Origin of the sequence: Planomonospora alba (genome assembly GCF_039534085.1) — a bacterium.
Taxonomy (GTDB): Bacteria; Actinomycetota; Actinomycetes; order Streptosporangiales; family Streptosporangiaceae; genus Planomonospora_B; species Planomonospora_B alba.
Genome location: NZ_BAAAUT010000055.1, coordinates 21,633 through 44,894, shown reverse-complemented (window position 1 = coordinate 44,894; position 23,262 = coordinate 21,633). Strand labels below are relative to the sequence as shown.

Below are 23,262 nucleotides of genomic sequence, written 5' to 3'. Positions count from 1 at the left end.
GCCCGCCTTCGACCTGCACCACCCGAAGATCGCCGCCCAGGCGCAGCCGCGCCAGACGGACCCCACCAACCCCTCCGAGGAGATCTGAGGCGCTCCCGCCCGGCGGTCCCGCCCGGGACGGCCGGGCGGGACCGCCCGCGGGGCCGCGGCCGCCCGTCCTGAGCAGGGGAGCGGGCGTGGCAGGATGCGAGGGTGCACGACGCCTCGGACCCCCGCCTGGCAGACTTCGCCGACCTGCGCGACGTCGAACTCCGCAAGAGCCTGGAGGCCGAGCACGGCCTGTTCATCGCCGAGGGGGAGAAGGTCATCCGGCGCGCCGTCGCGGCCGGCTACCCGGTGCGCGCGGTGCTGCTGACCCGCCGCTGGGTCGACTCCCTCGCCGACGTCCTCGAAGGGCTCGGCGACCGCGTCCACGTGGTGGACGACGCCGTGATGGAGAAGATCACCGGCTTCCCGGTGCACCGGGGCGCGCTCGCCTCGATGGAGCGGCGGGCCCTGCCCCCGGTGGCGGAGATCCTCGCCGGGAGCCGGCGTCCGGGCGGGGAGCCGGTCGCGGCCCCCCGCCGCGTCCTCGTCCTGGAGGACCTCGTCGACCACGGCAACGTCGGCGCGATCTTCCGGTGCGCCGCCGCCCTCGGCGTCGAGGCGGTGGTCCTCTCCCCCCGGTGCGCCGACCCGCTCTACCGGCGGGCGGTGAAGGTCTCCATGGGCGCGGTCTTCGCGATCCCGTACGCGCGGATGGACGACTGGTACGGCGGTCTGGCGGAGCTGCGCGCGGCGGGCTTCCGCACGCTGGCGCTGACCCCCGACCAGAGCGCCGTCCCCCTGGACGAGGCGGAGATGGGGGAGCGGGTGGCGCTCCTGCTGGGCTCGGAGGGCGACGGGCTCTCCTCGCGCTGGCTGCGCGAGGCCGACCTGCCGGTCTGCGTCCCGATGAGCCCGGCCGCGCTGGAGAGGGGCGTCGACTCCCTCAACGTGGTGGCCGCCGCCGCCATCGCCTGCCACGGTCTGATGCGCCGGGACCGTCCGGCCCGGTAGGGGCCGCGCCCGGGGAGGGCCTCACGGCAGGGTGCCGTCCAGGGCCAGGGCGGGCGGCGGGCCGGACGGCCCCGGCACCGCGCCGCCGGGCACCGGGCCGTCCGGGACGGGGGCGCCCGGGACGGGGCCGCCCGGGACGGGGCCGCCGGGCACCGGGCCGTCCGGGGTCGCGCCCTCCGGGACGGGACCGTCCGGCGCGTCCTCCGCCGCGGCCCGGCCCGCCGCCCAGTCCAGCAGCCGTCCGGCGGTCCGGAAACGCCGGTCCGACCTGGTCTCGCCGAGCAGGACGCCGACCAGCCTGCGGCCGCCGCGGTCGGCCGCGAAGGCCAGGCAGTAACCGGCGGCGCCGGTGTAGCCGGTCTTGACGCCCAGCACGCCGGGCGCGCCGAGCAGCTCGTTGGTGTTGGTCCAGACGTGCCGGCGGTGCGCGGCGCTCCCGCGCACGACGTATCTCTCGGTGGCGGCGATGGCCGCCAGCACCGGGTGGCGCAGCGCGGCGTCGGTGAGCCTCGCCTGGTCGGCGGCGGTGGAGTGGTTGCCGCGGGGGCGGGGCAGCCCGTCGGCGTTGGTGTAGACGGTGTCGGCCAGCCCCAGGGAGCGGGCGGCGGCGTTCATCTTGGCCACGAACCGCGACTGCCCCGGACCGTAGACCCGGGCCAGCGCGTGGGTGGCGTCCGCGCCGGAGGGGAGCATCACCCCGTGGAGCAGGTCCCTGACGGTCAGCCGCTCCCCGGCGCGGAGCGAGGCGTGGGTGGCGTCGTTGCGCCGCGCGTACGTGACGTCCCGGGCCTTGATCGTCACGATGTCGGTCAGCCGGGCCTCGCGCAGCACGACGTAGGCGGTCATGATCTTGGTGAGGCTGGCCACCGGGAACCGCCGCCCGGCCCGCTTGCCGAGGTGCACCGTACCGGTGGTGGTGTCCACCAGGTAGGCCGCGCGCGCGGCGACGGCGGGCCGGTCGTGCGGCGCCGCCCGCCGCTCCCCGGGTGCGGTGGCGGGTACGGGCGCGGCGGCCGGGGCGGGTACGGCGTGCGCGGCGGCCGGGCCGGCGAGCCCGGTCAGACCGGCCAGGCCGGTCGCGGTGGCGCATGCGGTCAGGCGGATTCCCCCGTTAGGCATGCGAGCCATCGTGGCAGGGCCCGCCGGAGTCCTGCGTGATCCGCTCCTCCTCGGCGCGCCGGGCGGCCCGGCGCCGGCGCCGCCACCGCAGGAGGAGGGCGGCCGCGGCGAGCACGGCGAGCGCGGCGGCGCCCGCGGCCAGAGGCGACTCGGCGGCCAGCCGGACCCAGCCCCAGATGACCGAGTAGAGCCCGAAGGACGTGACCGGCACCCAGGTCAGGCAGCCGAGCGCGCTGGCCACGACGTACCACGGGTAGGAGACGCGCAGCACGCCCGCCACCCACGGCAGCGTGTGCCGGAGCACGGGCACCCAGAAGCAGCCGTAGACGGCGAGCGCGCCCCACCTGCGCACCGCGTTCTCGGCCGCCCGCACGCCCTCGGGGCTGATCCGGCGGCCGATCCGGGAGGCGTACAGCCGGGCGCCGAGGGCGTGGCCGATCCAGTAGTAGGCCTGGAACGCGCCGAACAGCGCGATCCCGCCGACGACGACCCACAGCCAGAGCGGCAGGCCGAAGACGGACGCCGACGTGGGGTCGGGAATGGCCGCCGCGAGGGGTCGCATCGTGAACGTCACCGCCAGGGTCGCTTGCTCCTCATACGTCATCTTAGGTCAGGCTTACCTCAGTTCGGGAGGCGTGCGGGGAGGCGGTCGTCACTGCAAGCAGGCCGCAAGCGGAGGTCAACCCGCCTGCCGTACACCTGGGGCGGAACGAGGAAAGGTGCCTGTCATGAGTCCGCGCAACAGTGTCGTACCGGTGGTGGCGAGCGGGACCGCGACCGTCGTGAGGCTGTCGGTGGCCGCGCTCCTCCTGGCGGGGCTCTACGCGGGGGCGGACACCCTGGGCGGCTCCGCCGCCCGGGAGCAGACCGGCGGTCAGGACCGGGTGCGGACCGTGACCCTGTCGGCCGACGCGGTCGCGGCCGCCACGGAGCGGGCGCCGCGGGAGGGCACGGTCGCCGTCGACGAGCTCGCCTCGGGCGGTCGCTGCGACCGGCCGTACCGGGCCCGGAGCGTGATCGCCGGTGCCGACCCCGAGGCGACCGTCTCCTACGACTGGCACCTGCAGCGCTGGAGCCCCGCCACGGAGCGCTGGCTTACCTACCTGACCTCCGGCGGCGGGTTCGGCGGCGGGAAGCGGACCGTCGAGTGGCGGCCCCGGATCGTCGACAACCCCGGCGTGTACCGGGTGAAGCTCTCGGTATCCGGCGGCGAGACGCTGTACAGCGGGAAGTTCACGGTCGGCTGCTGACCCCGCGCCCCCGGCCCGCTCCGGTGCCCGCACGCGCGGGCACCGCGCCGCCCGCCCGGAGGGGACCGCCCCGCGGCCCGGACGGCGGCCCCGTCCCGGCGGGCCGGGACGGGGAGGGCTCACTCGCCGTCGGAGCCGAGCGAGCGCCGGGCGGCCTCGATCCAGCGGGCCACGCCGACCCGCTCGGCCACCGCCAGCGCCTTGGCGTAGTGCGAGCGCGCCGCGTCGGCGAAGCCCAGCCGGACCGCCAGGTCGCCGAGGGTCAGCGCGACCGGCCAGAGGGCGACCACTCCGGTGCCGGCTCCCGCGATCCGCTCGGAGAACGGCTTCAGCGTGTCGTACGCCTCGACCATGCGCTCCCGGTCGTCGAGCAGCATGCCCGCCAGCGCCCGCCAGATCAGCGCCAGCTCGTACAGGAAGTCCGGGCGCACCGGCGTCTTGACGGAGATGAGCGCCCGCGCGTCCCGCTCGTGCCCGGCCGAGGCCAGCGCCACCGCGTAGGCGTCCAGGGTCCACTTGGCGCCGCGCTGGTGCGCCTCGGCCAGCGGCTCCACCATCTCCGCCGCCTGGCCGTTGACCAGCCGCAGGCAGAACGTGGTGATCAGCGGCAGGTCCTGGCGGCCCTCCAGCATCCCGGCCCGGGCCGTCAGCCGTGCCGCGTCCCGGTAGGCCCGCTCCGCCCCGGCGAAGTCACCGGCGATCATCAGCCGCTGCCCGGCGTACCACGCGCCGACGGCCAGCGGCGCGGGCAGGCCGTACTGCCGGGCCAGCCGCTCGGCGGCGGCGACGTGCCGGTCCGCCTCCGCGAACGCGCCCGAGGCCGCGGCGCACTCCATCAGCACCAGGTGGGCCAGGGCCTGCACCGCGACCTGGCCGCTGGCCTCGCCGACCTGGAGCAGCTCCCGCCCGATGACCTCCCGCTCGCCGACCGGGGCGATGCCGTACGACTGGCGCAGCCGCCCGCTCAGCGCGGTCGCCAGCAGCGCCGGGTCCCCGGTGCGGCGGGCCAGCTCCTCGGCCTCCAGCGAGGCCTGCTCGCCCCGGGACGTCGCCGAGCCCTCCAGCTCCAGTGCCACCGTGGCCAGCAGGCTCGCCCGCAGCGACTGCTCGGCCGCCGGCAGCTCCACCAGCGCCTGCTCGGCGACGTCCACGATCTCCCACGCGGTCCGCGTGAAGTCGCGGGCCATGCCCTTGTGCGGCACGGCCAGCGAGGCGGCCACCCGGGCGGTCAGCTCCAGGTCGCCGAGCGGCCGGGCCGCCTCCATCGCCTCGCGCCGGTACCGCCGGGCCGCCGCCATGTCACCGCAGAGCGCCAGCGCCCGGATCAGCCGCAGGGTCAACTGGAGCCGCTCGCGGGTCGTCTCCGGCGTCTGGGTGACCCCGGAGCGGTCGAACGCCGCGATGGCCTGCTCCCAGAGCGTGGCCGCCTCCCGGTGGGCGAAGCGCCGCTCGGCCTGCTCGGCGGCGAGCCGGGCGTAGTGGACCGCCTTGACCGCCGTCTCCGCGGTCCCGGCCGCGTCGTAGTGGTGGGCCAGCGCCGCCACGTCGGAGGGGGTCCTGCGCTCGATCACCGCCGCCACCGCGGCGTGCAGCCGCGAGCGGCGCAGCCGGGAGGCGTCGGAGTAGATCGTGTCGCGCATCAGGTCGTGGTCGAAGCGGACCCGCCCGGGGCCCGGCTCGGTGACCAGGCCGGCCAGCAGTGCGGCCTCCACCGCCTCGACCACCGCGTCCTCGTCGCCGGCCACGTCCACCAGCACGTCCACGTCGACGTCGCGCCCGATCACCGCCGCCTGGAGCAGGATCTGCTGGGCGCCGGCGGGCAGCCGGGAGATCCGCCGCCGGAGCACGTCGCGCACGCCGGACGGCACGCCGGAGATCACCTCGGCGGCCGTGGCGCGGTCGCTGACCGCCTCGGCGTCGAGCAGGCGCACGGTCTCGCGGACGAAGAAGGGGTTGCCGCGGGTGCGCTCCACGATGCTCTCGACGGCCTCGGCGTCCACCTCCCGCACGCAGGTCGCCCGGACCAGCTCGGCCACCGCCTCGGGGGCCAGCCCGGACAGCGGCACCCGGACCGGGCCGAGCCGGGCCAGCGCGGCCAGCACCTCGGACTGCTGGGCGGTCAGCTCGCTGTCACGGCCGGTCACCACCAGCAGCACCCGGCTGCCGGCCAGCAGGCTCGGCAGCGCCCGCAGCAGCGCCAGCGTCTGGTCGTCGGCCCAGTGCAGGTCCTCCAGCGTGAGCAGGATCGGGATGTCGCGCGCGATCGCGGCGATGTAGCCGCCCACCGCCCGGTGCAGCCGGAAGCCGCCGGAGGCCTGGTCGTCGTCGGGGTCGGGGGCCGTGTCGTCCAGCAGCGGCGCCAGCAGCGGCGCGTACTCGCCGGGACCGGCCATGCCCACCAGGGTGCGCAGGATCTCCACCCACGCCCAGCCGGGAGGCGTGGCGCTGCTGTCCGGGCAGGCGCCGGAGGCGGTGCCCCAGCCCTCGGCCGACAGCCGCGCGGCGAGCTGCCGGACCAGCGTGCTCTTGCCCGCGCCCGCGTCACCGCTGATCACCGCGACGGTGAAGCGGCCGGTCCTGGCCGCGGCGGCCAGCAGGCGCTCCAGCTCGGCGTCGCGGCCGACGAACGGCTCCGGCTCCAGCGGCGGCGGCTCGACCGGGGCCAGCGCGGTGGGCCGGGGCGGCCAGGTGTCGGCCGGTACCACGGGGCGCTGCCGCTGCGGGACGGGCAGTTCCAGGCCGGGGTCCTGGGCCAGGATGTCGGACTCCAGCTTGCGCAGCGCGGGGCCGGGGTCGATGCCCAGCTCGTCGGCGAGGATCGTGCGGGCCCGGCGCAGCGCGGCCAGCGCGTCGCCCTGCCGCCCGCACCGGTACAGGCCCAGCGCGAGCAGCCGCCAGCCCTCCTCGCGCAGGGGGTGCTCGGTGGTCAGGGCCTCCAGGTCGGGCACCGTCTCGGCGGCCAGGCCCAGGCGGAGCCCGGTGTCGGCGTACCGCTCCCGGGCGACCAGGCGCAACTCCGCCAGCCGGTTCACCTCGGCCTCGGCCCACGGCTGGTCGGCGAACTCGGAGTACGGGGTCCCGCGCCACATGCCCAGGGCCTTCTCCAGGCGGACCCGGGCCGAGGCCGGGTCGTCGCCCTCCATCTGCTCGGCGGCGGCGCGGACCAGGGACTCGAAGCGGAGCGCGTCCACCTGGTCGGGGGCCACCCGCAGCGCGTAGCCCGAGGCGACGGTCACCAGCAGCCGGTTGGGGCCGCCGCGCGGGCGGCCGGGCTCCAGGACCCGGCGCAGGCGGGAGATGTAGACCTGCAGGCCCGACTGCGCGCCCTTGGCCGCGTCGTCGTCCCACAGGTCGTACAGGATCGTGTCGACGGGGACGACCTGCCCCCGGGCGACGAGCAGCCGGGCGAGGACGGCGCGCTGGCGCAGCCCGCCCAGGTCGAGCGCGTCCTCACCGGAGTGGGCCTCGACCGGACCGAGAACCCGGAACGCCACCATGTCAGTCGTCACGCTACGCGGGCCTTCGAATCGCGTACAAGGTCTTTCCTCATCTGGCAGGTGAGGTCCTCCGGGGGGCCGGCGGACCCTCCGCCGGAGCGGGGGCGCCCGGCGTGTCACCCCTGACGGCCGGCCGGCTCCTCGGTGGGCGCCTGCGCGCCCTCGCGCCGGCGCAGCAGCGCCCACGCGCCCAGGGCCAGACCGCCGAAGGGGATTTCGACAGTGTAGGTCCAGAACCCGAAAAGCAGTGCGGCGGCGGCCGCCGAATCGGCGGGCACACCGAAGAAGACCAGCGCGCCGACGGTGCCGGCCTCCATGATCCCGGTCCCGCTCGGGGTGACCAGGGCGGTGGTCAGCACCCGGGACAGGGCGAAGGCCGCGATCGACTGCGCCAGGCCCGGGTAGGCGCCGGTGGCGTGCAGGCAGCAGAGCAGGACGAGCCACTGCAGGCCGAGGAAGGCGAGCATGCCGCAGGTGAGGCCGGGCCAGCGGCTGCGCACGACGGCGGAGGTGTCGGCGCGCAGCCGTGTCAGGGCGGTGGAGGCGGCGCGCTCGGCGGGGCGGACCGGCGCCGGCGCCAGCCGTACGAGGGCGTCCAGCACGCGGCCGAGCAGGGCCGCGGCGCGGTCCCAGTAGATCGCCGCGCCCGCCACGGCGACCAGGACGCCGATGGAGGCGGCGCCCGCCCAGCCCGCCTGCACGACGGCGGGGCTGAGCGCCTTCCCGCTGGCCAGCAGCGCCACGATGCCCACCGCGGGCAGCAGGAACCGGAACAGGGTGTTCCAGATGCCGCTGGTCAGGGTGGAGACCACGACGGCCCGGGTGGGGAATCCCCAGCCCTTCGTCATGGCGAAGGTCAGCGCGACCCCGGCCGCGCCGCCGAAGGGCAGCAGGTTGCTGACCGCGCTGCCGCCCGCGTTGAGGGTCAGCGCCTGCAGGTGCGTCAGCCCCGGCAGGGACGAGGTCAGCACGAGCGTGTAGGCCAGCAGGCTGGCCAGCCAGAGGACGGCCATCAGCGCGATCGCCTGCCAGCTCAGCGCGGCGAAGCGGGCGCCGATCTCCGCCCAGGAGACGGTCTTGCCCGTCAGCGCCTGCACGACCTGCGGCAGGAAGACCACCAGCACGGCGGCCAGGCCCAGTGACGCGGCCGACAGACCGATCTGGACCCATCTGTTCTTCATGTGCCCTCCCGGACCAAGTGTGCCGGGCCGGGCCTCATGCTTTGGGAGGAACTTCGAAGGGGTGCCTCAGCCTGGTGCCGGACGGCAGGCCCCGCTGGACGTACCACTCGGTGCCGAAGACCAGCCGGTAGAGCGGCTGGGGGATCTTGAGCATCACGCCCAGCGTGCGGGTGTCGGCCCCGGTGGCCTGGGTGGCGTGGGCCGCCATGCTCGCCCGCTTCTGCCGGGCGAAGCGGCGCACGTTCACCCGGTGGGTGATCTCCTCGGCGGGGGAGTAGGCCCGCTCGAAGGCCCGCACGTCCAGCTGCGGGTAGAACCTGCGGACGAGCCTCAGCCCGCGCAGCAGCGGGTCGCGGTTGACCGTCGCCTCCAGCACGATCGGGGTCCCCGCGAGCTGGGCGGCGCGGCCGCCCACCCGGTTCACCTGGACGTGGTCGGGGTGGCCGTAGCCGCCGGCGGGATCGTAGATCGTCAGCAGGTCGGCGCCCTCCTCGGTGAGGATCGCGGCCAGCCTCCTGGCCGCCTCCTCGCCGTCGGCGTCGATGAAGGCGTCGGCGGGGCGGTCCTCGGCGACCCCGCCGCCCGGGGCCAGCCCCGAGTCGCCGTAGCCGAGGTTGACCACCCGGGCGCAGCCGAGCGCGGCCGCGGACTTGTAGAGCTCGGCGATCCGGGTCTCGCCGAGCGCCTCGCCCGGGGCGATGTCGGCCTGGCCGCGCTCGCCGGAGGTGGCCACGACGAGCACCACGCGGTGCCCCTCGGCGGCGAGCATGGCCATGGTCCCCGCGGTCAGCAGGGCCTCGTCGTCGGGATGGGCGTGGAAGAACACCGCGGTGCGGGCGGTGGACGGGCGTCGTGTGGAAGCGGGCACGCGGCCATGATCTCACGCGGGACTACGCTGGCAGCGTGAGGATCATCCACGTCAGTGACTGTTACCTGCCGCGCCTCGGAGGGATCGAGGTGCAGGTCGCCGACCTGGTCCGGATGCAGCGCGAGGCGGGTCACGACGCCGAGGTGGTGACCGCGACCCCGGGGGAGCCCCTGCCGGGGGTGCACCGGATCGTCGCGAAGCTCCCGTTCGACCTGCCCGTCCACCCGACCGGGACCGGGCACCTGCTCCGGTTGCTGGCGGCGCGGCGGCCGGACGTCGTGCACGTGCACGCCGGGGCCGTCTCGCCGTTCGCCTGGATGGGCGTGCGCGCCGCAGCCCGGGCGGGGCTGCCGGTGGTGGTGACCGTGCACAGCATGTGGGACCCGGTCACCCGCGTGCTCTACCGGGCGCTGCGGGCGCTGACCGGCTGGCAGGGCTGGGGGCTGGTGGGCACCGCGGTGAGCGAGGCCGCCGCCCGGCCGATCCGCGCGGTGGCCGGGCCGGGGGTGCCGGTGCACGTGGTCTCCAACGGCCTGGACGTCTCCGCCTGGCGCCCGGAGGCTCCCGCCGTACGGCCGGCGGACGGCGGCGCGGCGGCGGGGGAGCGGGACGGCGAGGGGGACGGCGGGCCGGACGCGCGGCCCGCGGCGGTGCACGTCGTCGCGGTGGGGCGGCTGGCCCCGCGCAAGCAGCCGGTCCGCCTGCTCCGGCTGCTGAAGGAGGCCCGCGCCCAGGTGCCGGCCGCGGTGCCGCTGCGGGCCACCATCGTCGGGGACGGCCCGGCGCGCGCGCAGATGGAGCGCTACCTGCGGGCCAACGGGATGACCGGCTGGGTCTCGCTGCCCGGCCGCTACAGCCGCGAGCGGATCCGGGAGGTGCTCGCCTCGGCGGACGTGTTCGTGGCCCCGGCGCCGCGCGAGTCGTTCGGGCTGGCGGCGCTGGAGGCCAGGGCGGCGGGCGTCCCGGTGGTGGCGCGGGCGCAGAGCGGCGTGGCCGACTTCGTGCGCCCGGGCAAGGAGGGACTGCTCGGCCGGAGCTTCGACGAGCTGGTCGCCTCGGTCGCCCGGCTGGCCCGCGACCGGGGGCTGCGCGAGTCGATCGCGGCGCACAACCGCGCGACCGAGCCGGTGCGCTGCGCGTGGCCGGCGGTGCTGGAGGGCTTCGACCGCTGCTACGCGGAGGCCCGCACGCTCAAGGGGTGATCGCGGACTGTGCCGCCGGGCGGGACGGCAGCGCCCGGAGGCCCGGACGCTCAAGGGGCGATCAGGGGGGCGGGAAGACGGCGGCACGGGCCGTCGCCCCCGTGCGGTGAGGCGGCCCGTGCCGGTGTCCCCGGGCGGGGCGGCCCGTGGTGGCGGGCGCCCCTGTGGTGACGCGCGGGGCGGTCCGTGGTGGCGGAGGCCCCGGTGGGATCGGGGGCGGCCGCCGCGCCGTCCCGCCCCCCCGGCGGGCGGAGCGGCGGCCGCACCCGGCTGCGCCTCCTCCCCGAGGAGGCGCAGGACCATGTCAGGCGCAGGCGGTGCCGAGCTTGGTGCCGGCCTCCGTGGCCTTGTTGCCCAGGTCCTGGAAGGCGGTCAGCGCCGCGCTGGGGTCTCCGGCGTCGATCTTCAGGGCGCCCCAGGTGGCGGAGAACTCGTTGAGCGCGGCGGCCAGGTCCCCGTCGGTCTTCTCGGCGAGCGTCTTGAAGTCGTCGGAGAGCTTCTGGTTCGCCGCGTTGAACTTGTCGAGGTCGCCGGCGCTCGCCGCCATCGACGAGCTGTAGTCCGTCAGGAGCTTCTGGGCGGCGGTGCAGATGTCCGCCTTGGAGTCACCGCTCGCCGCGGAGGTGGAACCGCCGTCCGCCGCGGAGGTGGAACCGCCGGCGGCGGTCGTGGAGCCGCCGCCCGTCGAGGTGGCGGAACCCCCGCAGGCGGCGGTCATGGAGATGAGTGCGGCTCCCGCAACGGCTGCGGCGACGCGACGGGAGGAGAGGAGGGAGAACATCGGCTGCCTTTCACTGCAATCTGGGATGAGTGGAACTCTAGGCACCCTCCTTGCGGACCACTTACACGCGGCTTACAGCGCCGATGCCGTGAGGCCGTGCTGATCACGGGTAGGGGAGGCGCATGACCGAGACGACCGCTGATCCCGATCCCGGCCCGCACTCCCTGAAGAGGGTGATCGGGCGCCGGACGCTGCTGCTGTTCGTGGTGGGGGACATCCTCGGCGCGGGGATCTACGCGCTGGTCGGCAAGGTCGCGGGGGAGGTGGGCGGGGCGCTCTGGCTGCCCTTCCTGGTGGCGTTCGCGCTGGCCGCGCTGACCGCGACCGCCTACGCCGAGCTCGTGGGCAAGTATCCGAGGGCCGCCGGGGCCGCGCTCTACGCCAACAAGGCGTTCGAGATGCCCTTCGTCACGTTCATCGTGGCCTTCGCGGTGCTGATGAGCGGGATCACCTCGGCGAGCGCGGCGGCCCTGGCCTTCGGCGGCGCCTATCTCGGTGAGTTCGTGACGCTGCCGGTCGTGGTGGGGGCGCTGGTCTTCCTCGCCCTGGTGACCCTGGTGAACTTCGCGGGCATCTCCGAGTCGATCAAGGTCAACGTGGTTTTGACGATCATCGAGGCGTTCGGCCTGCTGGTCATCGTCGCGATCGGGGTCTACGCCCTCCTGCAGGGCGACGGCGAGCCCTCCCGGGCGCTGGAGTTCCACGCCGGGGGCGGCGCCCTGCTCGGCGTGCTGGGCGGTACGGCGCTCGCCTTCTACGCCCTGCTCGGCTTCGAGGACTCGGTCAACCTCGCCGAGGAGGCGAAGAATCCGCAGCGCGACTTCCCCAGGGCCCTCTTCGGCGGCCTGGCGGTCGCGACGCTGATCTACATGGCGGTGGCGTTCACCGCGACGACGCTGGTGGAGACCGAGACGCTGGCGAGCTCGACCGGCCCGCTCCTGGAGGTCGTCCGGGTCGCGGGGCTGGCCTTCCCGCCCAAGCTGTTCGCGCTGATCGCGCTGCTCGCCGTGGGGAACACCGCCCTGATCAACATGCTGATGGCCTCGCGCCTGGTGTACGGCATGGCGCGCGAGGGCATCGTGCCCCGGGTCTTCGCCGCCGTCCATCCCCGGCGCGCCACCCCCTGGGCGGCCATCCTGTTCACCGTGGCCGTCGCGGTGGTGCTGGTCGCCACCGGGGACGTGGGCGGTCTGGCCGACACCACGGTGCTCCTGCTGCTGTGCGTGTTCGCGATGGTCAACGTGGCCGTGCTGGTCCTGCGGAAGGACCGCGTGGAGCACGGGCACTTCCGGGCGCCGAGCTGGATGCCGGCGCTGGGCGCGGTGGTCTGCCTCGTGCTGGCGCTGCCCGTCACGGGCCGCGACGCCGACGTCTACGTCCGCGCGGGCCTGCTGATCGGGATCGGGGCGGTCCTGTGGTTCGTGAACCGGCTCTTCCTGAGCGGGCGGGACGGCCGCCGGCCCCGGTCAGAACGGCAGCCGTCGCCCTGAGGGCGTGCGGAGGTCGAGCGGGTCCGGCCGGCGGGGTGGCCGGGGCTTCTGGATAGTTTGAGCCTTTCTCATCTTTCACTCCCTTTTGTCGGAGTAGAGAGAGACTACGTCAGCCCACCGACTGTTTCGTCCACTCTCTGAGACTTTCCGTCTCGAAACCGACGGCCGGCACGGGGTGGCGGCGTCAGCCCGCGACCGGTCCGGGATCGTGCTCCGGTGCGGCCGGCAGGGTCAGGCGCACGCGGGTGCCCGCGCCCGGGTGGCTGTCGATCCGCACGTCCCCTCCGTGCATGAGCATGATCTTCCGCACGATGGGCAGGCCGATCCCGGTGCCGCCGATGGCCTGGTCCTCGACCTGCGGCGCCCGGTAGAAGTCGTCGAAGACGCGCTCCAGCTCGTCCGGCTCGATGCCGATGCCGGTGTCGGCGATCTCCACGGTGGGGACGGGATCCCCCGTCACGGTGACGGTGATCCGCCCCTTGGCCGGGGTGAACTTGACCGCGTTGTCGAGCAGCTGGGCCAGCACGTGGCGGATGCGCTCGGCGTCGGCCCGCACCGCCACGGGCCGCGGGGCCTCCAGGGCCAGGGAGTGGTCGCCGGTCCAGTCCTTGGCGGAGATCTCGCCGACCGCCTGCCGGGCGAGCTCGGCCAGATCGACGCGGGCCGGGTGGAAGGTCGCGGTCCGGGCGTTCAGGCTGGACATCAGGAGCAGGTCGTCGACCAGGCGGAGGATGCGGTCGCCGTTGCGCTCGATGACCCGCAGGAAGTGCTGCTCGGTGGCGGGGTCCAGGTCACCCTCCTGGATCAGCTGCAGGTAGCTGCGGATCGAGGTCAGCGGCGTGCGCAGCTCGTGGTTGACGGTGCGCAGGAACTGGTGCTTGAGCTCCTCCAGCCGGCTCAGCCGGGCGATGACCTCCTCGGCCTGGCGGGCGTGGTGCTGCAGCTCCAGCATGCCGACGGAGCAGACGGCCAGGGTCTCCAGCGCCCGGTGCTGCTCCGGGCGCAACCGGCGGGGGCGGTGGTCGAAGACGCACACCACGCCCAGGGCGTGGCCGCGGTCGCTGATCATCGGGGCGCCCGCGTAGAAACGCACGTACGGCTCCCCGGCGACGGCGGGGTCGTCGCGGAAGCGCGGGTCGGCCAGGGCGTCGGGCACCTCCACCAGGGCGCGGGCCGTGACGGTCGCGGGGCAGAACGCCGCCCTCCGCTCCATGGCCTCGGAGACGACGCCGGCGCGGCCCTTGAAGTACTCCCGGTCGCGGCCGAGCACGCTGACCAGCGCGACCGGCGTCCGGCAGACGTGAGCGGCCAGCTCCGCGACGGCCTGGAAGATCGGCTCCGTGACGACCTGCAGCACTCCCAGCTCGTCGATCTCCTTCAGCCGCGCGGCCTCATCGTCCGGACCCGGCGCCTGCGCCATCATGCTCCGCCCACCTGCTCCTGCATGGCATGTCCGGGGACTCCTACCCGCTCCACCCGCCGTTGGCGCCTGCCGGGGACGGCGCGCCGGGTAAAGAGCGGGCCGGACCGGCTCGTACGCGGTGGCCGGACCGGCGGCTCCGCCGGTGTGGCCGTGCGACCGGCGGTCCGGCACACTTGTCAGGGTGGCGTCCGGTTACGAGGAACTCTCCTTCGGCGGCGATCCGGACCGGGAGCCGCGGATCCGGGCCTGGGCGGCGGCGCGCGCCGGGCGGCTGGCCGTCTGCGGCGCGGCGCTCGCGGCGGCCGGGGCCGTGGGCGTGCACCTGTACGGATCTTCCCGCACGCCGCCTCCCCCGCCCGACGCCCCGTTCCCGGTCCAGTTGCGCTTCCTGGTGTTCACGTGCGACGCCGACCCGGGGCCGGGGAACTGCTCCCCGCAGGAGGGCGCGGCCCACCGCCGGACGCTCGCCGGGCGCATGCGGGCGATGCCGGAGCTGGCCGAGGTCACCGTGGTGACGGGGGAGGAGCAGCACCGGCGGGTCGTCGCCGAGGCGGCGGTGACCGGGGAGTGGACGGGACCGGCCGACCGCGCCCTGTTCGCCGACGAGCTCGGCGGGACGCTCCGTCGGAGCGGGGACTTCGCCGCCGTGGCGGCGCGCATCGAGGCGATGCCCGGCGTCTACGACGTGTTCCGGGTCCCCACGGACTTCTGGGCGGGCAGGGCGGATCTCGCCGTCATCCTGTGCGGCACCGACGGCTGGTCGATACAGGAGTGCCCGAGGAACAGGCCGCCGGGGGCCGTGGGCGCCGCCACCGACACGGAGAAGGAGGCGATCTTCGCCTGGCTCCGGGGGCGGCCCGGCGTGGAGGCGGTCCATCTGGAGGACCGCGGACACGCCGCCCGGCTGCAGCGGCACTACAACCCGGAGCTGCCGGCCGGCGACCGCCGCTTCCGGGCCGACGTGATCAACGAGTCCTTCCGGGTCAAGCTCTCCGGCCCGGCGGCCGCTCCGGAGATCGCCAAGGGGGTGCGGAGCAGACCCGGTGTCCGGAACGTCCAGGTCATCGGCTCCCGGTGACGCACCGCCCCCGGTGATCTGCCGCGTCCCGGTCGTGGCGCGGCGCGTACCCGCGCTCCCGGCGCGTCACCCGGGACGGTCGGCGGGCGGCCCGGCGAGCCCGTGCAGGATCAGGTCGGTCAGGGTGTCGATCACCTGGTCGTCGGTGACCTGCGGCCCCTTTCCACCGGAGGTGAGCAGCGCGTAGGCGAGCATCGAGAACATCGCGCCCATCGCGGCGCCGACGAGGACGGGCTCCCCGGGGAGCCGGTGGCCCCGCTCCCGCAGGTGCTCCAGGTGGTCGCGGAAGACGGCGGTCTCGCCGGTGAGCCGCTCCCAGGCACGGCCGGAGCCGAGGTCCTCGGTCATCGTCGACTGCAGGAGCGCGACCATGACCGGCAGGTGGTCGCGGAAGACCGCCCAGGCGATGGCGATGTGGTCGCGGAGCTGCTCGCGGTCGGTCAGGTCGTGGTCGGCGGGATGCTCGCGGGCGGCGATCTCACTGTCGGCCTGGGCGTCCATGTCCCGCAGGAGTGCCTGGAGCAGTTCCTCCTTGCCCGCGAAGTGGTCGTAGAAGGAGCCGGTGGCCCGTCCGGCGGCGGCCGTGATGTCGGTGATCTTGGTGTTCAGGTAGCCCCGCTCCGCGAACAGACGGCGGGCCGCGTCCTTCAGCGCGGCCTCGGTCTCGGCCGCCCTGGCCTTGCGTACACCCACCCGGTTCCTCCTCGCCTGTCTCTTGACCTACGACCGTAGCAATCCGCATACTGAATCCATATTCGGTGAATTGAGATTCAGGGAGATGTCGTGCGAGCCATCGTGGTGGGCGGGGGCGTCGCCGGTGCGGCGAGCGCGATCGCGCTGCGGAAGGCGGGGGCCGAGGTCACGGTCGCCGAGGCGTACGAGGACCCCGCGGGGGAGGTGGGCTCGTTCCTGAGCCTGGCCGTCAACGGGCTGCGTGCCCTCGACGCGCTGGGCTGCGGCGAGGCCGTCGCCGGGCGCGGGTTCGAGGTGGCGCGCCAGCGGATGCGGGCGGGCTCCGGCAGGTTGCTGGGCGACGTCCCGCGGGGGCGCCCGCCGGGCGAGCCGCGCAACAGCGTGACGCTGATGCGCGCCCACCTGGTGGAGGAGCTGCGCGCCGCGGCGCTCCGGGCGGGGGCGGAGATCGTCACGGGAGTGCGCCTGACGGCGGAGGCGGTGCGCCCGGCGCCCGTCCCGGCGGGCGGGGCCCGGGTCTCCGCGCGCGGGCCGGCGACCTCGGCGGGCCGGGGGACCGCTCCGGTGGGCGGGCTCCCCGGGGTGGACGTGGACGGGGCCGATCTGGTGGTCGGGGCCGACGGCATCTGGTCGGTCGTCAGGAGGGCGCTGGATCCGGCCGCCCCCGAGCCGCGCTACGCCGGCATCTACAGCGTCTCCGGGGTCTCCCGGAGCGTCCCCGCGGGCGTCGCGGGGGAGCCGGGGGTCTTCACCATGACCTTCGCCCGCAACGGGGCCTTCATCCACCTCGTCGCCCCCGGCGGGGAGGTCTGGTGGACGGCCCAGGTCTCCAGCGGGCGGGAGCCGGTGGAGGCGGGTCTGGAGAGGTTGGAGGAGCTCTACCGGAGGGAGGAGGCCCCCCTGGCGATCATCCGGGCGGCGACCCGGGTCCACCGGCCCGCGCTCCACCACGTGCTGGCGGAGGTGCCAGTCTGGCAGGACGGCCGGACGGTGCTGGTCGGCGACGCCGCGCACCCGGTGGGCGCCGGCCAGGGGGCCGCCATGGCGGTCGAGGACGCCGTCGTCCTCGGCCGGGCCCTGCGGCAGGAGAGGTCCGTGTCCGCCGCGCTGGCCCGCTACGACCGCGAGCGCCGCGCCCGTCTGACGAAGACGGCCAGGGCGGCGAGCGCCAACCGGGACGCCAAGACGGCGGGCCCGGTCGGCCGCCGGGTGAACGAGCTGCTCATGCCGTTCGTCCTCCGGTACTTCTATGCCAGGGCGACCGCCTGGCTCTACGCCGAGGACCTCTCCCGGGCGCTGGACTGACGGGTCCCGGCGGGTCTAGAAGGGCAGCACCCGGCCGGACGGCGTCCGGAGGTCGAGCGACACCGGCTTGCGCGGCGGACGCGGACGCTGCTGGGTGATCTGTGTCCTCTTCACGGGCCGCTCCTTTCTGCTCTTGATCACGGGTGTTACCCATGTGCCACCCAAGAAACACCTATCTCCGTATCACCTGCAGGACGGTCGCCACCCGTTCCGCCGCGGTGGCGACGTCCTCGGCGTGCCCGATGCGCCCGGCCCAGGAGAGCCAGAACCACCACTCGCCGTCCTCCTCGTGGGCGGCGAGCACGTCCTCGGTCCGGGCCGGGACCATCGGATTGGTCACCTGGAGGCGGGGGAAGAGCCCCTCGCGCGCCTGCAGACGCGTGCGGAACGCCTGCGCCTCCAGTTGGGCGGCCAGCCGCCGCAGGTGGCCCACTGCCTCGCCCCGATCAGCCGTCATCCGGATCACCCCCGATGGGCGCTGGTGACTGTCTTATCCCGCAGAGTGCGGTCTCGGGGGACAGAACGGCAATCGGTTTCCTTCGCCGGAAGCGGGGCGGATACGTGGAATACCTGGGAAACCGGCGAGTATTCCGTGCGGAAACCACGGGTAAAGGAAATGTGGTGCACAGGTCTCGTTACGCTGAGGTGCGCCCTCGTTAATCTTCTGTGAACAGGGACCGGGAGGGGCGCCGTGGCACGAGGGGAGCATTCGCCTGCCTGCGCCAGACGGTGGCGGGAGCAGGCCGAGTCCCGGCAGTGGACATTGTGGCAGACCGCGCAGGCCGTCCACGGCTGCTGCGGGGTGAGTCTGCTGAAGGCGCACCGGCTGGCCCGCGGGTGGTCGGCCAGGGAGGCGGTGCGCGAGCTGGAGGAGCTGTGCGAGCGGCAGGACCTCGGTGAGGCCCGGGTCAGCATCGACCTGCTCAACGCGTGGGAGAACCACCGGGCCCGACCGCGGCCGCAGACCATCGAGCTGCTGGCGCGGCTGTACCGCGCCAACGCCGTACGGCTCGGCCTGGCGGGCGACTACTGCGAGGACGGCGGCGGCGGGGCCAAGGTCGTGGTGGTCGCCGGCGGCGGCGCCGAGGGCGGGGCGGGCCCGCTGCACGAGGCCAGGGGACAGGGCGACGGCGACACCGAGCGGCGCGCGCTCTTCCACCACGCGCTGCTCGGCTCCCGCGTCGCGATGAGCGGGCGGTTGATGGCCGAGGTCGAGCGGACCCGCCAGGACCTCGACCGCACGCTCGCGCTCGCCGGTGTGACCGAGGACCAGCTCGACCGCCTGGACGAGCAGGTGGTCCGCTACCGGCGCGAGTACATCAGCAGCGCCCCGCTGCCGATGCTCTACCGGCTGATGCTGGAGCTGTCGGACGTGCGGACGCTGGTGGCCGCCCGGCAGCCCGCGATGCACCAGCGCCGCCTGCTCAACGCCACCGTGATGCTCACCCTGCTCTCGGCCGACGCGCTGATGAAGCTCGGTGACACCCGCCAGGCCCACGCCTGGTACGGCACCGCCCGCACCGCCGCCGACGACATGGGAGACCTGCGGCTGCGCGCCCTGGTCCGGGCGCAGCAGGCGATGCTGCCCTACTACTACGGCGATCTGACCGAGACCCTGCGGCTGGCCCGTGAGGCCAGGATGCTGGCCGGGAACGCCCCCAGCTCCCCGGCGGCGCTCGGCGCGGCGGCCGAGGCCCGGGCGCTGGCCCGGATGGGCGAGCACAAGGCCGCCCGGGCGGCGCTGGCCGAGGCCGAGCAGATCTTCGCCCGGATGCCCCCGGAGGGCCACGACCACCTGGCGTTCCGCTTCTCCGAGCGGCGGCTGCAGTTCTACCGGATCGGCACGCTCATCGAGCTGGGCGAGGAGGTCGACTGGACGCCCGCCCCCTCCGGGCCCTACACCATCGACCCGGTGCTCATCCTGCTCGACCAGGCGGCCCACCGGGTGCGGGACGGCCGCGTGGAGGAGGGCTGCCAGCTGGCGGAGCGGGCCCTGCTCCAGGTGCCGCCGGAGCACCGCACGTCGATCGTGGTGGACCGGGCCCGGACGCTGCTGGCGGCGGTGCCGGCGGGGCCGCGGAAGACGGCGGCGGCGCGCCGCCTGGCGGACCTGCTCGCCGACACCGCCCCGGCCGGATCATGAGCGCGCTCGCCGCCGAGGCGTTCGCGGTCCTGCGCGGGGTCTGCGACGGCATGGGCATCGACCACCGCGGCGCGCGGCTGCTGCGGGTGCGCAGCAACGCGGTGTTCAAGCTGCGCAGCGAGATCGTGGTCCGGATCGCCACCGCGCCCGGCGCGCAGGCCCGGCTGCCGGGGGTGCTCGCGGTGGCCCGCTGGCTGGCGGGCCAGGGCTTCCCCGCGGTGCGCCCGGCCGACGAGATCTCCGACCAGCCGGTGGTGCACGGCGGCCGGGCCGTCACCTTCTGGCACTACGTCCCGGCCAGCGGTCGGCCCACCACCACCGAGCTGGGCGAGGTCCTGCGCGCCCTGCACCGGCTCCCGGTGCCGCCGGTCGCGCTGAAGCGGTTCGCCGACCCGCTGGCCGAGGTGCGCCGGGCGGTGGGCCGCTCGACGGTGCTCACCCCCGCCCAGCGCTCCTGGCTGGGCGGGCGCATCGCGGAGCTGACCGAGCGCTGGGCCGCCCTGGAGGCGGACCACCCGCCGGTGCTGCTGCACGGGGACGCCTGGATCGACAACCTGCTGCGCCGTACCGACGGCCATGTGATCCTGTGCGACTGGGACGGCGTGGCGGTCGGCCCCCGGGAGTGGGACCTGGTGCACACCTACCACGGCCAGCGCCGCTTCGGGCTGACCGCGGCGGAGGTGGACGCCTTCGCCACCGCCTACGGCAGCGACCTGCGCGCGTGGCCGGGCTACTCCACGCTCATGGAGGTGCGGGACATGTACGCCGTGGGCATCCACATCCGCAACGCCGCCACCGACCCCTTCTCCCGCAAGGAGCTGCCCCGCCGCCTCGACTCCCTCGCGCGGGGTGAGAAGAACGCCCGGTGGTACATGGCCGAACCCGTTACTGTCTCCCCATAAAGATCACCAATATGGGGGCAAGACGGTGCCTAAGGTCACTTTGCGACATACCTTTCACGTGCGGAACAGCCCGGGCGCACTCCGGGCGCACCTGAGCCAGCCGCAGAGCTACGTGGGACTCTCGCCGCTGGTCGTGGCGGTCCACGACGTGGAGCGGGCGGAGGAGGAGACGCGCTACGTCGCGGTGGAGCGGCTGCGCCTGTTCAAGCTCGTCAAGTACGACAACCGGATCAAGGTGACGCTGCGCGGCACGCCCTCGGGGGTGGAGGGCCGGGTCGTCAGCCCCGGCGGGGTGCGCCTGGACTACCGCTTCCGGCTGACGGAGTCCGGCGGCGGGACCGACGTGGAGGACACCCTCGTCGTGCAGGCGTGGACGCGGCCGCTGCTGACCTTCGCGGCGCGCAAGGCGCGGGAGGTCCAGCTCGCCCGGGCCGAGGTGCTCACCGCCCGGCTGGGATGAGCGGGTGTCCGGGGCCGGGGTGCTCACCGCCCGGCTGGGACGAGCGGTGTCCGGAGCCGGCCGGCCCGTCCCCTCCTCCCGGGTCGGCCTGGCCCCGCGGCCCGGGATCCCTCCCGCGGGAGGGCCGTCCGCCGCCTGCTCGTGATCTGCGGCCCCGATACTGTCCCGGCGGACGGATCGCGGGCAGCCGGGGAGGCACGGAGTGGAAACCGAGGGCCGTACGGCCGAGATCATGGTCGACGAGGCCCGGAAGGCGTTCTGGGTCATGGTCGGCTTCCTGGCCCTCATCTGGGCGCTGCACATCCCCAACTGGCTGTCGGGTTACGAGCTGGCCTACGAGCACGGAAGGGTGGCCCGCGACCTCTCCAGTCTGCCCGACATCGTCTCCGCGCCCTTCCTGCACTGGAGCTGGGAGCACCTGCAGGCCAACTCCGGGCCGCTGTTCATCTTCGGGTTCCTGGCCGCCTACCGGGGTGTCGCCAAGTTCCTCGGCATGACGGGCTTCGTCATCGCGATCAGCGGCTTCGGGGCCTGGCTCACGGTGGAGGCGGGCACCACGAGTGCGGGGGCGAGCAGCGTCCTGTTCGGCTACTTCGGCTACATCCTGGTGCGCGGGCTCTTCGACCGGCACCTGATCGACATCGTGGTGGGCGTGGTCATGGCCCTGTGCTTCACCCCCACCTTCACCGGGCTGCTGCCCCAGGAGGGCATCGGCTGGCAGAGCCACCTGTTCGGCTTCCTCGCCGGCCTCGTCGGCGGCTGGCTGTTCCGCGACCGCCGCAAGAAGGCCCCCGCGGCGCCGCCGGACTCCCGGTCGGCGCTGCTGAAGGAACTGGACGACCTGGGGCTGTAGACGCGCGGGCCCGCCGGCGGGAGGCGGACGGGAGCGGGGGCGGCCGAGTGGATCCGGCCGCCCCCTCTCCGCGCCCGCGAGACGGGTGCCGCTAGAACAGCGGCACCCCGTCGCGGGTGAGCCTCCAGTTGACCTCGGCGAAGTCGGCCGGGTCGATGGTCCCGGTCGCCGCGGCGTGGTCGATCAGCGCCTGGCGGATCTCCACCTGGGCGTTGTAGACCACCGGGGCGGTGGTGATGTGCGGGAAGCCGCCGCCGCCCGACTGCCGGTAGTTGTTGACCGCGACCACGAACTGCTGGTCGTCGGTGACCGGCCGGCCCTGGTGGGACAGGCCGGTGATCCGCTGCCCGGCCGGCTTGGCGACGTCGACGTCGTAGGTGACGCCGGCGAGCTGGTCGTAGTTGTAGTCGGGCGTGCCGCCGGCGTTGGTCAGCGCGGCCGGGTCGACCGGCGCGCCGGGGGCGATCTGGTTGAAGTACTTGGCGGAGTACTCCAGGTACTCCTTCAGCTGCGCACCGGTGAGCTTCACCGCCATCAGCGTGTTGTCGTAGACGTACAGGCCCGCCATGTCGCGGACGCTGACCGGCCCGGCGGGGAAGACCGCGGTCCGGCTGAACGGCGCGGCGATGGACAGCACCGGCAGGGAGGCGTCGGCCGTGCCCTCCAGGGCCTCGGCGACCGTCTCGGCCTGCACCTTCTGGATGTAGTCCACGATCGCGGTGTCCTTGTAGGGGGACTCCGCCGCCGACAGCTGCTCCTTCGACTGGGCCACGACCGTGTTGACGTACTTGACCGTGGTCTCGTGCTGCTCCTTCATGAGCGCGACGATCTTCGGGTCCTCGGCCACGGTGTTGGTGTTCAGCAGCGTCGCGGACTTGCCGACGACCGTCCACTTTCCGCGCTTCTTGGCGAGCCGGAAGTCCAGCACGCTCAGCCGCTGGCCCCACTTGCCTGGCTCGGAGAGCAGGACCTGCTCGCCGGTGACCTTGTTGGTGACGAACTTCTCCGGCACCTCGTTGTGCGCGTGCCCGAACAGCACCGCGTCGACGCCCGGGACCTGCTCGGCCACCAGGGCGGAGGCGTTCTCGATCGGCAGGTCGCCGCCGTAGGACGACATCCCGTTGTCACCCGCGTGCGCGGTGACCACGACCACGTCGGCGCCGAGGCCGCGGATGACCGGCACCCACTTCTTGGCGGTCGCGACCAGGTCGGTGAAGCGCAGCCTGCCCTCGACGTTGGCCTTGTCCCAGATGGCCACGCCCGGGTTGGTCAGGCCGAGCACGCCGACCCTGATCGGCTTGTCGCCCCGGACCTTCATGGTCTTGATGGTGAACGGCCGGTAGGCGGGCAGGCCGCTCCTGGCGTGCACGGCGTTGGCGCCGAGCACCGGGGCCTTCATCTGCTTGACCCAGGTGGCCAGCAGCGGCAGGCCGTAGTTGAACTCGTGGTTGCCGAGCGTCACCGCGTCGTAGCCGATGGCGTTCATCGCGCGGGCCATCGGGTGGAGCTTCCCGGTCTCGTGGACCGGCTCGACCTTGGCGTAGTAGTACGCCAGCGGGGTGCCCTGGATGGTGTCACCGGAGTCGAAGAGCAGGGTGCGGTCCGCACCGCGTTCGGCCCTGACCTGATTGACGAGGGTCGAGACCTTGGCGAGACCGACGTCGTTGTTCCGGCTGTCGGTGAACTCGGCGTTCTTGAAGTAGTCCCAGTTGAGGGTGTTGCCGTGGAGGTCGGAGGTGCCCATCACGGTCACCGTCACGGTCTTCGCGGGGGAGGACGCCGAGGCGGCCGCGGGTGCGGCCAGCGCCGCCACCGTGGCCACGCCGACGACGGCGAGCTTCTTACTGTGCATGTGACCGGAGAGTAACCAGATCAGGTCGCTCTCCGGTCACGGCGCGCTCACCGGTCGGGCGGATGTCCCTCACCGGCCGCCCGGAGGCATGCCGGGCGGGCCGCGCCGGGTCCCCGGCGGATCGTCG

General features: G+C 74.5%; 20 protein-coding genes. 10 read left to right on the top strand and 10 right to left on the bottom strand.

The annotated features are described in order from the left end of the window. Positions 1-192 precede the first annotated feature (192 nt). Positions 193-1,038 (top strand): TrmH family RNA methyltransferase, encoded by an 846-nt coding sequence (locus ABD823_RS27355; protein ID WP_344864505.1) that lies wholly within the window; start codon positions 193-195, stop codon positions 1,036-1,038. A gap of 21 nt (positions 1,039-1,059) precedes the next feature. On the opposite strand, the gene ABD823_RS27350 is transcribed toward ABD823_RS27355, so the two are convergent. Together ABD823_RS27350 and ABD823_RS27345 are read right to left on the bottom strand one after the other, a co-directional pair. Further along, the gene (locus ABD823_RS27350) at positions 1,060-2,157 is read right to left on the bottom strand and encodes a D-alanyl-D-alanine carboxypeptidase family protein (protein WP_344864503.1); all 1,098 of its coding nucleotides are present in this window, start codon (positions 2,155-2,157) and stop codon (positions 1,060-1,062) included. Then, complete coding sequence (locus ABD823_RS27345) at positions 2,150-2,761, bottom strand: DedA family protein (protein WP_344864501.1); 612 nt, start codon at positions 2,759-2,761, stop codon at positions 2,150-2,152. The genes ABD823_RS27350 and ABD823_RS27345 overlap by 8 nt, the downstream gene beginning before the upstream one ends. Before the next feature lie 124 nt (positions 2,762-2,885). Between ABD823_RS27345 and ABD823_RS27340 the strand changes: the two genes are divergently transcribed. Continuing rightward, the gene (locus tag ABD823_RS27340) at positions 2,886-3,407 is read left to right on the top strand and encodes a hypothetical protein (protein WP_344864499.1); all 522 of its coding nucleotides are present in this window, start codon (positions 2,886-2,888) and stop codon (positions 3,405-3,407) included. A gap of 119 nt (positions 3,408-3,526) precedes the next feature. On the opposite strand, the gene ABD823_RS27335 is transcribed toward ABD823_RS27340, so the two are convergent. The 3 genes from ABD823_RS27335 to ABD823_RS27325 form a co-directional block, all read right to left on the bottom strand. Next, complete coding sequence (locus tag ABD823_RS27335; protein ID WP_344864497.1) at positions 3,527-6,916, bottom strand: ATP-binding protein; 3,390 nt, start codon at positions 6,914-6,916, stop codon at positions 3,527-3,529. 104 nt (positions 6,917-7,020) lie between these two features. Further along, entirely contained in the window at positions 7,021-8,085 is a 1,065-nt protein-coding gene (locus ABD823_RS27330) for a lysylphosphatidylglycerol synthase domain-containing protein (protein WP_344864495.1), read from the bottom strand. 34 nt (positions 8,086-8,119) lie between these two features. Then, positions 8,120-8,953 carry a PIG-L deacetylase family protein gene (locus ABD823_RS27325; RefSeq protein WP_344864494.1) on the bottom strand — a complete coding sequence of 278 codons (834 nt, stop codon included), beginning with the start codon at positions 8,951-8,953 and terminating at the stop codon, positions 8,120-8,122. A gap of 35 nt (positions 8,954-8,988) precedes the next feature. On the opposite strand from ABD823_RS27325, the gene ABD823_RS27320 reads away from it, so the two are divergent. Beyond that, on the top strand, positions 8,989-10,155 hold the full coding sequence (locus ABD823_RS27320; protein WP_344864492.1) for a glycosyltransferase family 4 protein: 1,167 nt from the start codon (positions 8,989-8,991) through the stop codon (positions 10,153-10,155). Positions 10,156-10,459: 304 nt separating this feature from the next. Here ABD823_RS27320 and ABD823_RS27315 read toward each other — a convergent pair whose 3' ends face one another. Next, complete coding sequence (locus ABD823_RS27315) at positions 10,460-10,873, bottom strand: hypothetical protein (RefSeq protein ID WP_344864490.1); 414 nt, start codon at positions 10,871-10,873, stop codon at positions 10,460-10,462. A gap of 185 nt (positions 10,874-11,058) precedes the next feature. On the opposite strand from ABD823_RS27315, the gene ABD823_RS27310 reads away from it, so the two are divergent. After that, positions 11,059-12,426 carry an APC family permease gene (locus ABD823_RS27310; protein ID WP_344864488.1) on the top strand — a complete coding sequence of 456 codons (1,368 nt, stop codon included), beginning with the start codon at positions 11,059-11,061 and terminating at the stop codon, positions 12,424-12,426. 184 nt (positions 12,427-12,610) lie between these two features. Here ABD823_RS27310 and ABD823_RS27305 read toward each other — a convergent pair whose 3' ends face one another. Continuing rightward, positions 12,611-13,849, bottom strand: coding sequence for a sensor histidine kinase (locus tag ABD823_RS27305; protein WP_344864486.1), 1,239 nt, complete (start codon positions 13,847-13,849; stop codon positions 12,611-12,613). Positions 13,850-14,030: 181 nt separating this feature from the next. Between ABD823_RS27305 and ABD823_RS27300 the strand changes: the two genes are divergently transcribed. Next, positions 14,031-14,927: a permease-like cell division protein FtsX gene (locus ABD823_RS27300; protein WP_344864484.1), complete on the top strand. Its 897-nt coding sequence runs from the start codon at positions 14,031-14,033 to the stop codon at positions 14,925-14,927. A 66-nt stretch (positions 14,928-14,993) separates the two neighbouring features. Here the strand turns inward: ABD823_RS27300 and ABD823_RS27295 are convergent, their stop codons facing one another. After that, positions 14,994-15,620 carry a TetR/AcrR family transcriptional regulator gene (locus ABD823_RS27295; protein WP_344864482.1) on the bottom strand — a complete coding sequence of 209 codons (627 nt, stop codon included), beginning with the start codon at positions 15,618-15,620 and terminating at the stop codon, positions 14,994-14,996. A gap of 90 nt (positions 15,621-15,710) precedes the next feature. Here ABD823_RS27295 and ABD823_RS27290 point away from each other — a divergent pair, with 90 nt between their 5' ends. Next, positions 15,711-16,925 carry an FAD-dependent oxidoreductase gene (locus ABD823_RS27290; RefSeq protein ID WP_344864480.1) on the top strand — a complete coding sequence of 405 codons (1,215 nt, stop codon included), beginning with the start codon at positions 15,711-15,713 and terminating at the stop codon, positions 16,923-16,925. A 172-nt stretch (positions 16,926-17,097) separates the two neighbouring features. On the opposite strand, the gene ABD823_RS27285 is transcribed toward ABD823_RS27290, so the two are convergent. After that, complete coding sequence (locus ABD823_RS27285; RefSeq protein WP_344864478.1) at positions 17,098-17,382, bottom strand: hypothetical protein; 285 nt, start codon at positions 17,380-17,382, stop codon at positions 17,098-17,100. Between the two features lie 234 nt (positions 17,383-17,616). Here ABD823_RS27285 and ABD823_RS27280 point away from each other — a divergent pair, with 234 nt between their 5' ends. From ABD823_RS27280 to ABD823_RS27265, 4 genes are all read left to right on the top strand, one after another. Further along, positions 17,617-19,068: a helix-turn-helix domain-containing protein gene (locus tag ABD823_RS27280; RefSeq protein WP_344864476.1), complete on the top strand. Its 1,452-nt coding sequence runs from the start codon at positions 17,617-17,619 to the stop codon at positions 19,066-19,068. Further along, positions 19,065-19,970 carry a phosphotransferase enzyme family protein gene (locus ABD823_RS27275; RefSeq protein ID WP_344864474.1) on the top strand — a complete coding sequence of 302 codons (906 nt, stop codon included), beginning with the start codon at positions 19,065-19,067 and terminating at the stop codon, positions 19,968-19,970. Before ABD823_RS27280 ends, ABD823_RS27275 begins: the two co-directional genes overlap by 4 nt. Positions 19,971-20,028: 58 nt before the next feature. Further along, positions 20,029-20,430 carry an SRPBCC family protein gene (locus tag ABD823_RS27270; protein ID WP_344864472.1) on the top strand — a complete coding sequence of 134 codons (402 nt, stop codon included), beginning with the start codon at positions 20,029-20,031 and terminating at the stop codon, positions 20,428-20,430. A 202-nt stretch (positions 20,431-20,632) separates the two neighbouring features. Next, the gene (locus tag ABD823_RS27265; RefSeq protein ID WP_344864470.1) at positions 20,633-21,283 is read left to right on the top strand and encodes a rhomboid family intramembrane serine protease; all 651 of its coding nucleotides are present in this window, start codon (positions 20,633-20,635) and stop codon (positions 21,281-21,283) included. A gap of 91 nt (positions 21,284-21,374) precedes the next feature. On the opposite strand, the gene ABD823_RS27260 is transcribed toward ABD823_RS27265, so the two are convergent. After that, positions 21,375-23,135 (bottom strand): bifunctional metallophosphatase/5'-nucleotidase, encoded by a 1,761-nt coding sequence (locus ABD823_RS27260; RefSeq protein WP_344864468.1) that lies wholly within the window; start codon positions 23,133-23,135, stop codon positions 21,375-21,377. Positions 23,136-23,262: the final 127 nt, after the last annotated feature.

Bases quoted from the DNA above. Each gene is read 5' to 3' on its own strand.
- ABD823_RS27315 (WP_344864490.1), bottom strand. From the start codon at position 10,873: ATGACCGCCGCCTGCGGGGGTTCCGCCACCTCGACGGGCGGCGGCTCC.
- ABD823_RS27275 (WP_344864474.1), top strand. From the start codon at position 19,065: ATGAGCGCGCTCGCCGCCGAGGCGTTCGCGGTCCTGCGCGGGGTCTGC.
- ABD823_RS27330 (WP_344864495.1), bottom strand. From the start codon at position 8,085: ATGAAGAACAGATGGGTCCAGATCGGTCTGTCGGCCGCGTCACTGGGC.
- ABD823_RS27310 (WP_344864488.1), top strand. From the start codon at position 11,059: ATGACCGAGACGACCGCTGATCCCGATCCCGGCCCGCACTCCCTGAAG.
- ABD823_RS27285 (WP_344864478.1), bottom strand. From the start codon at position 17,382: ATGACGGCTGATCGGGGCGAGGCAGTGGGCCACCTGCGGCGGCTGGCC.
- ABD823_RS27345 (WP_344864501.1), bottom strand. From the start codon at position 2,761: ATGACGTATGAGGAGCAAGCGACCCTGGCGGTGACGTTCACGATGCGA.
- ABD823_RS27305 (WP_344864486.1), bottom strand. From the start codon at position 13,849: ATGATGGCGCAGGCGCCGGGTCCGGACGATGAGGCCGCGCGGCTGAAG.
- ABD823_RS27350 (WP_344864503.1), bottom strand. From the start codon at position 2,157: ATGCCTAACGGGGGAATCCGCCTGACCGCATGCGCCACCGCGACCGGC.
- ABD823_RS27260 (WP_344864468.1), bottom strand. From the start codon at position 23,135: ATGCACAGTAAGAAGCTCGCCGTCGTCGGCGTGGCCACGGTGGCGGCG.
- ABD823_RS27340 (WP_344864499.1), top strand. From the start codon at position 2,886: ATGAGTCCGCGCAACAGTGTCGTACCGGTGGTGGCGAGCGGGACCGCG.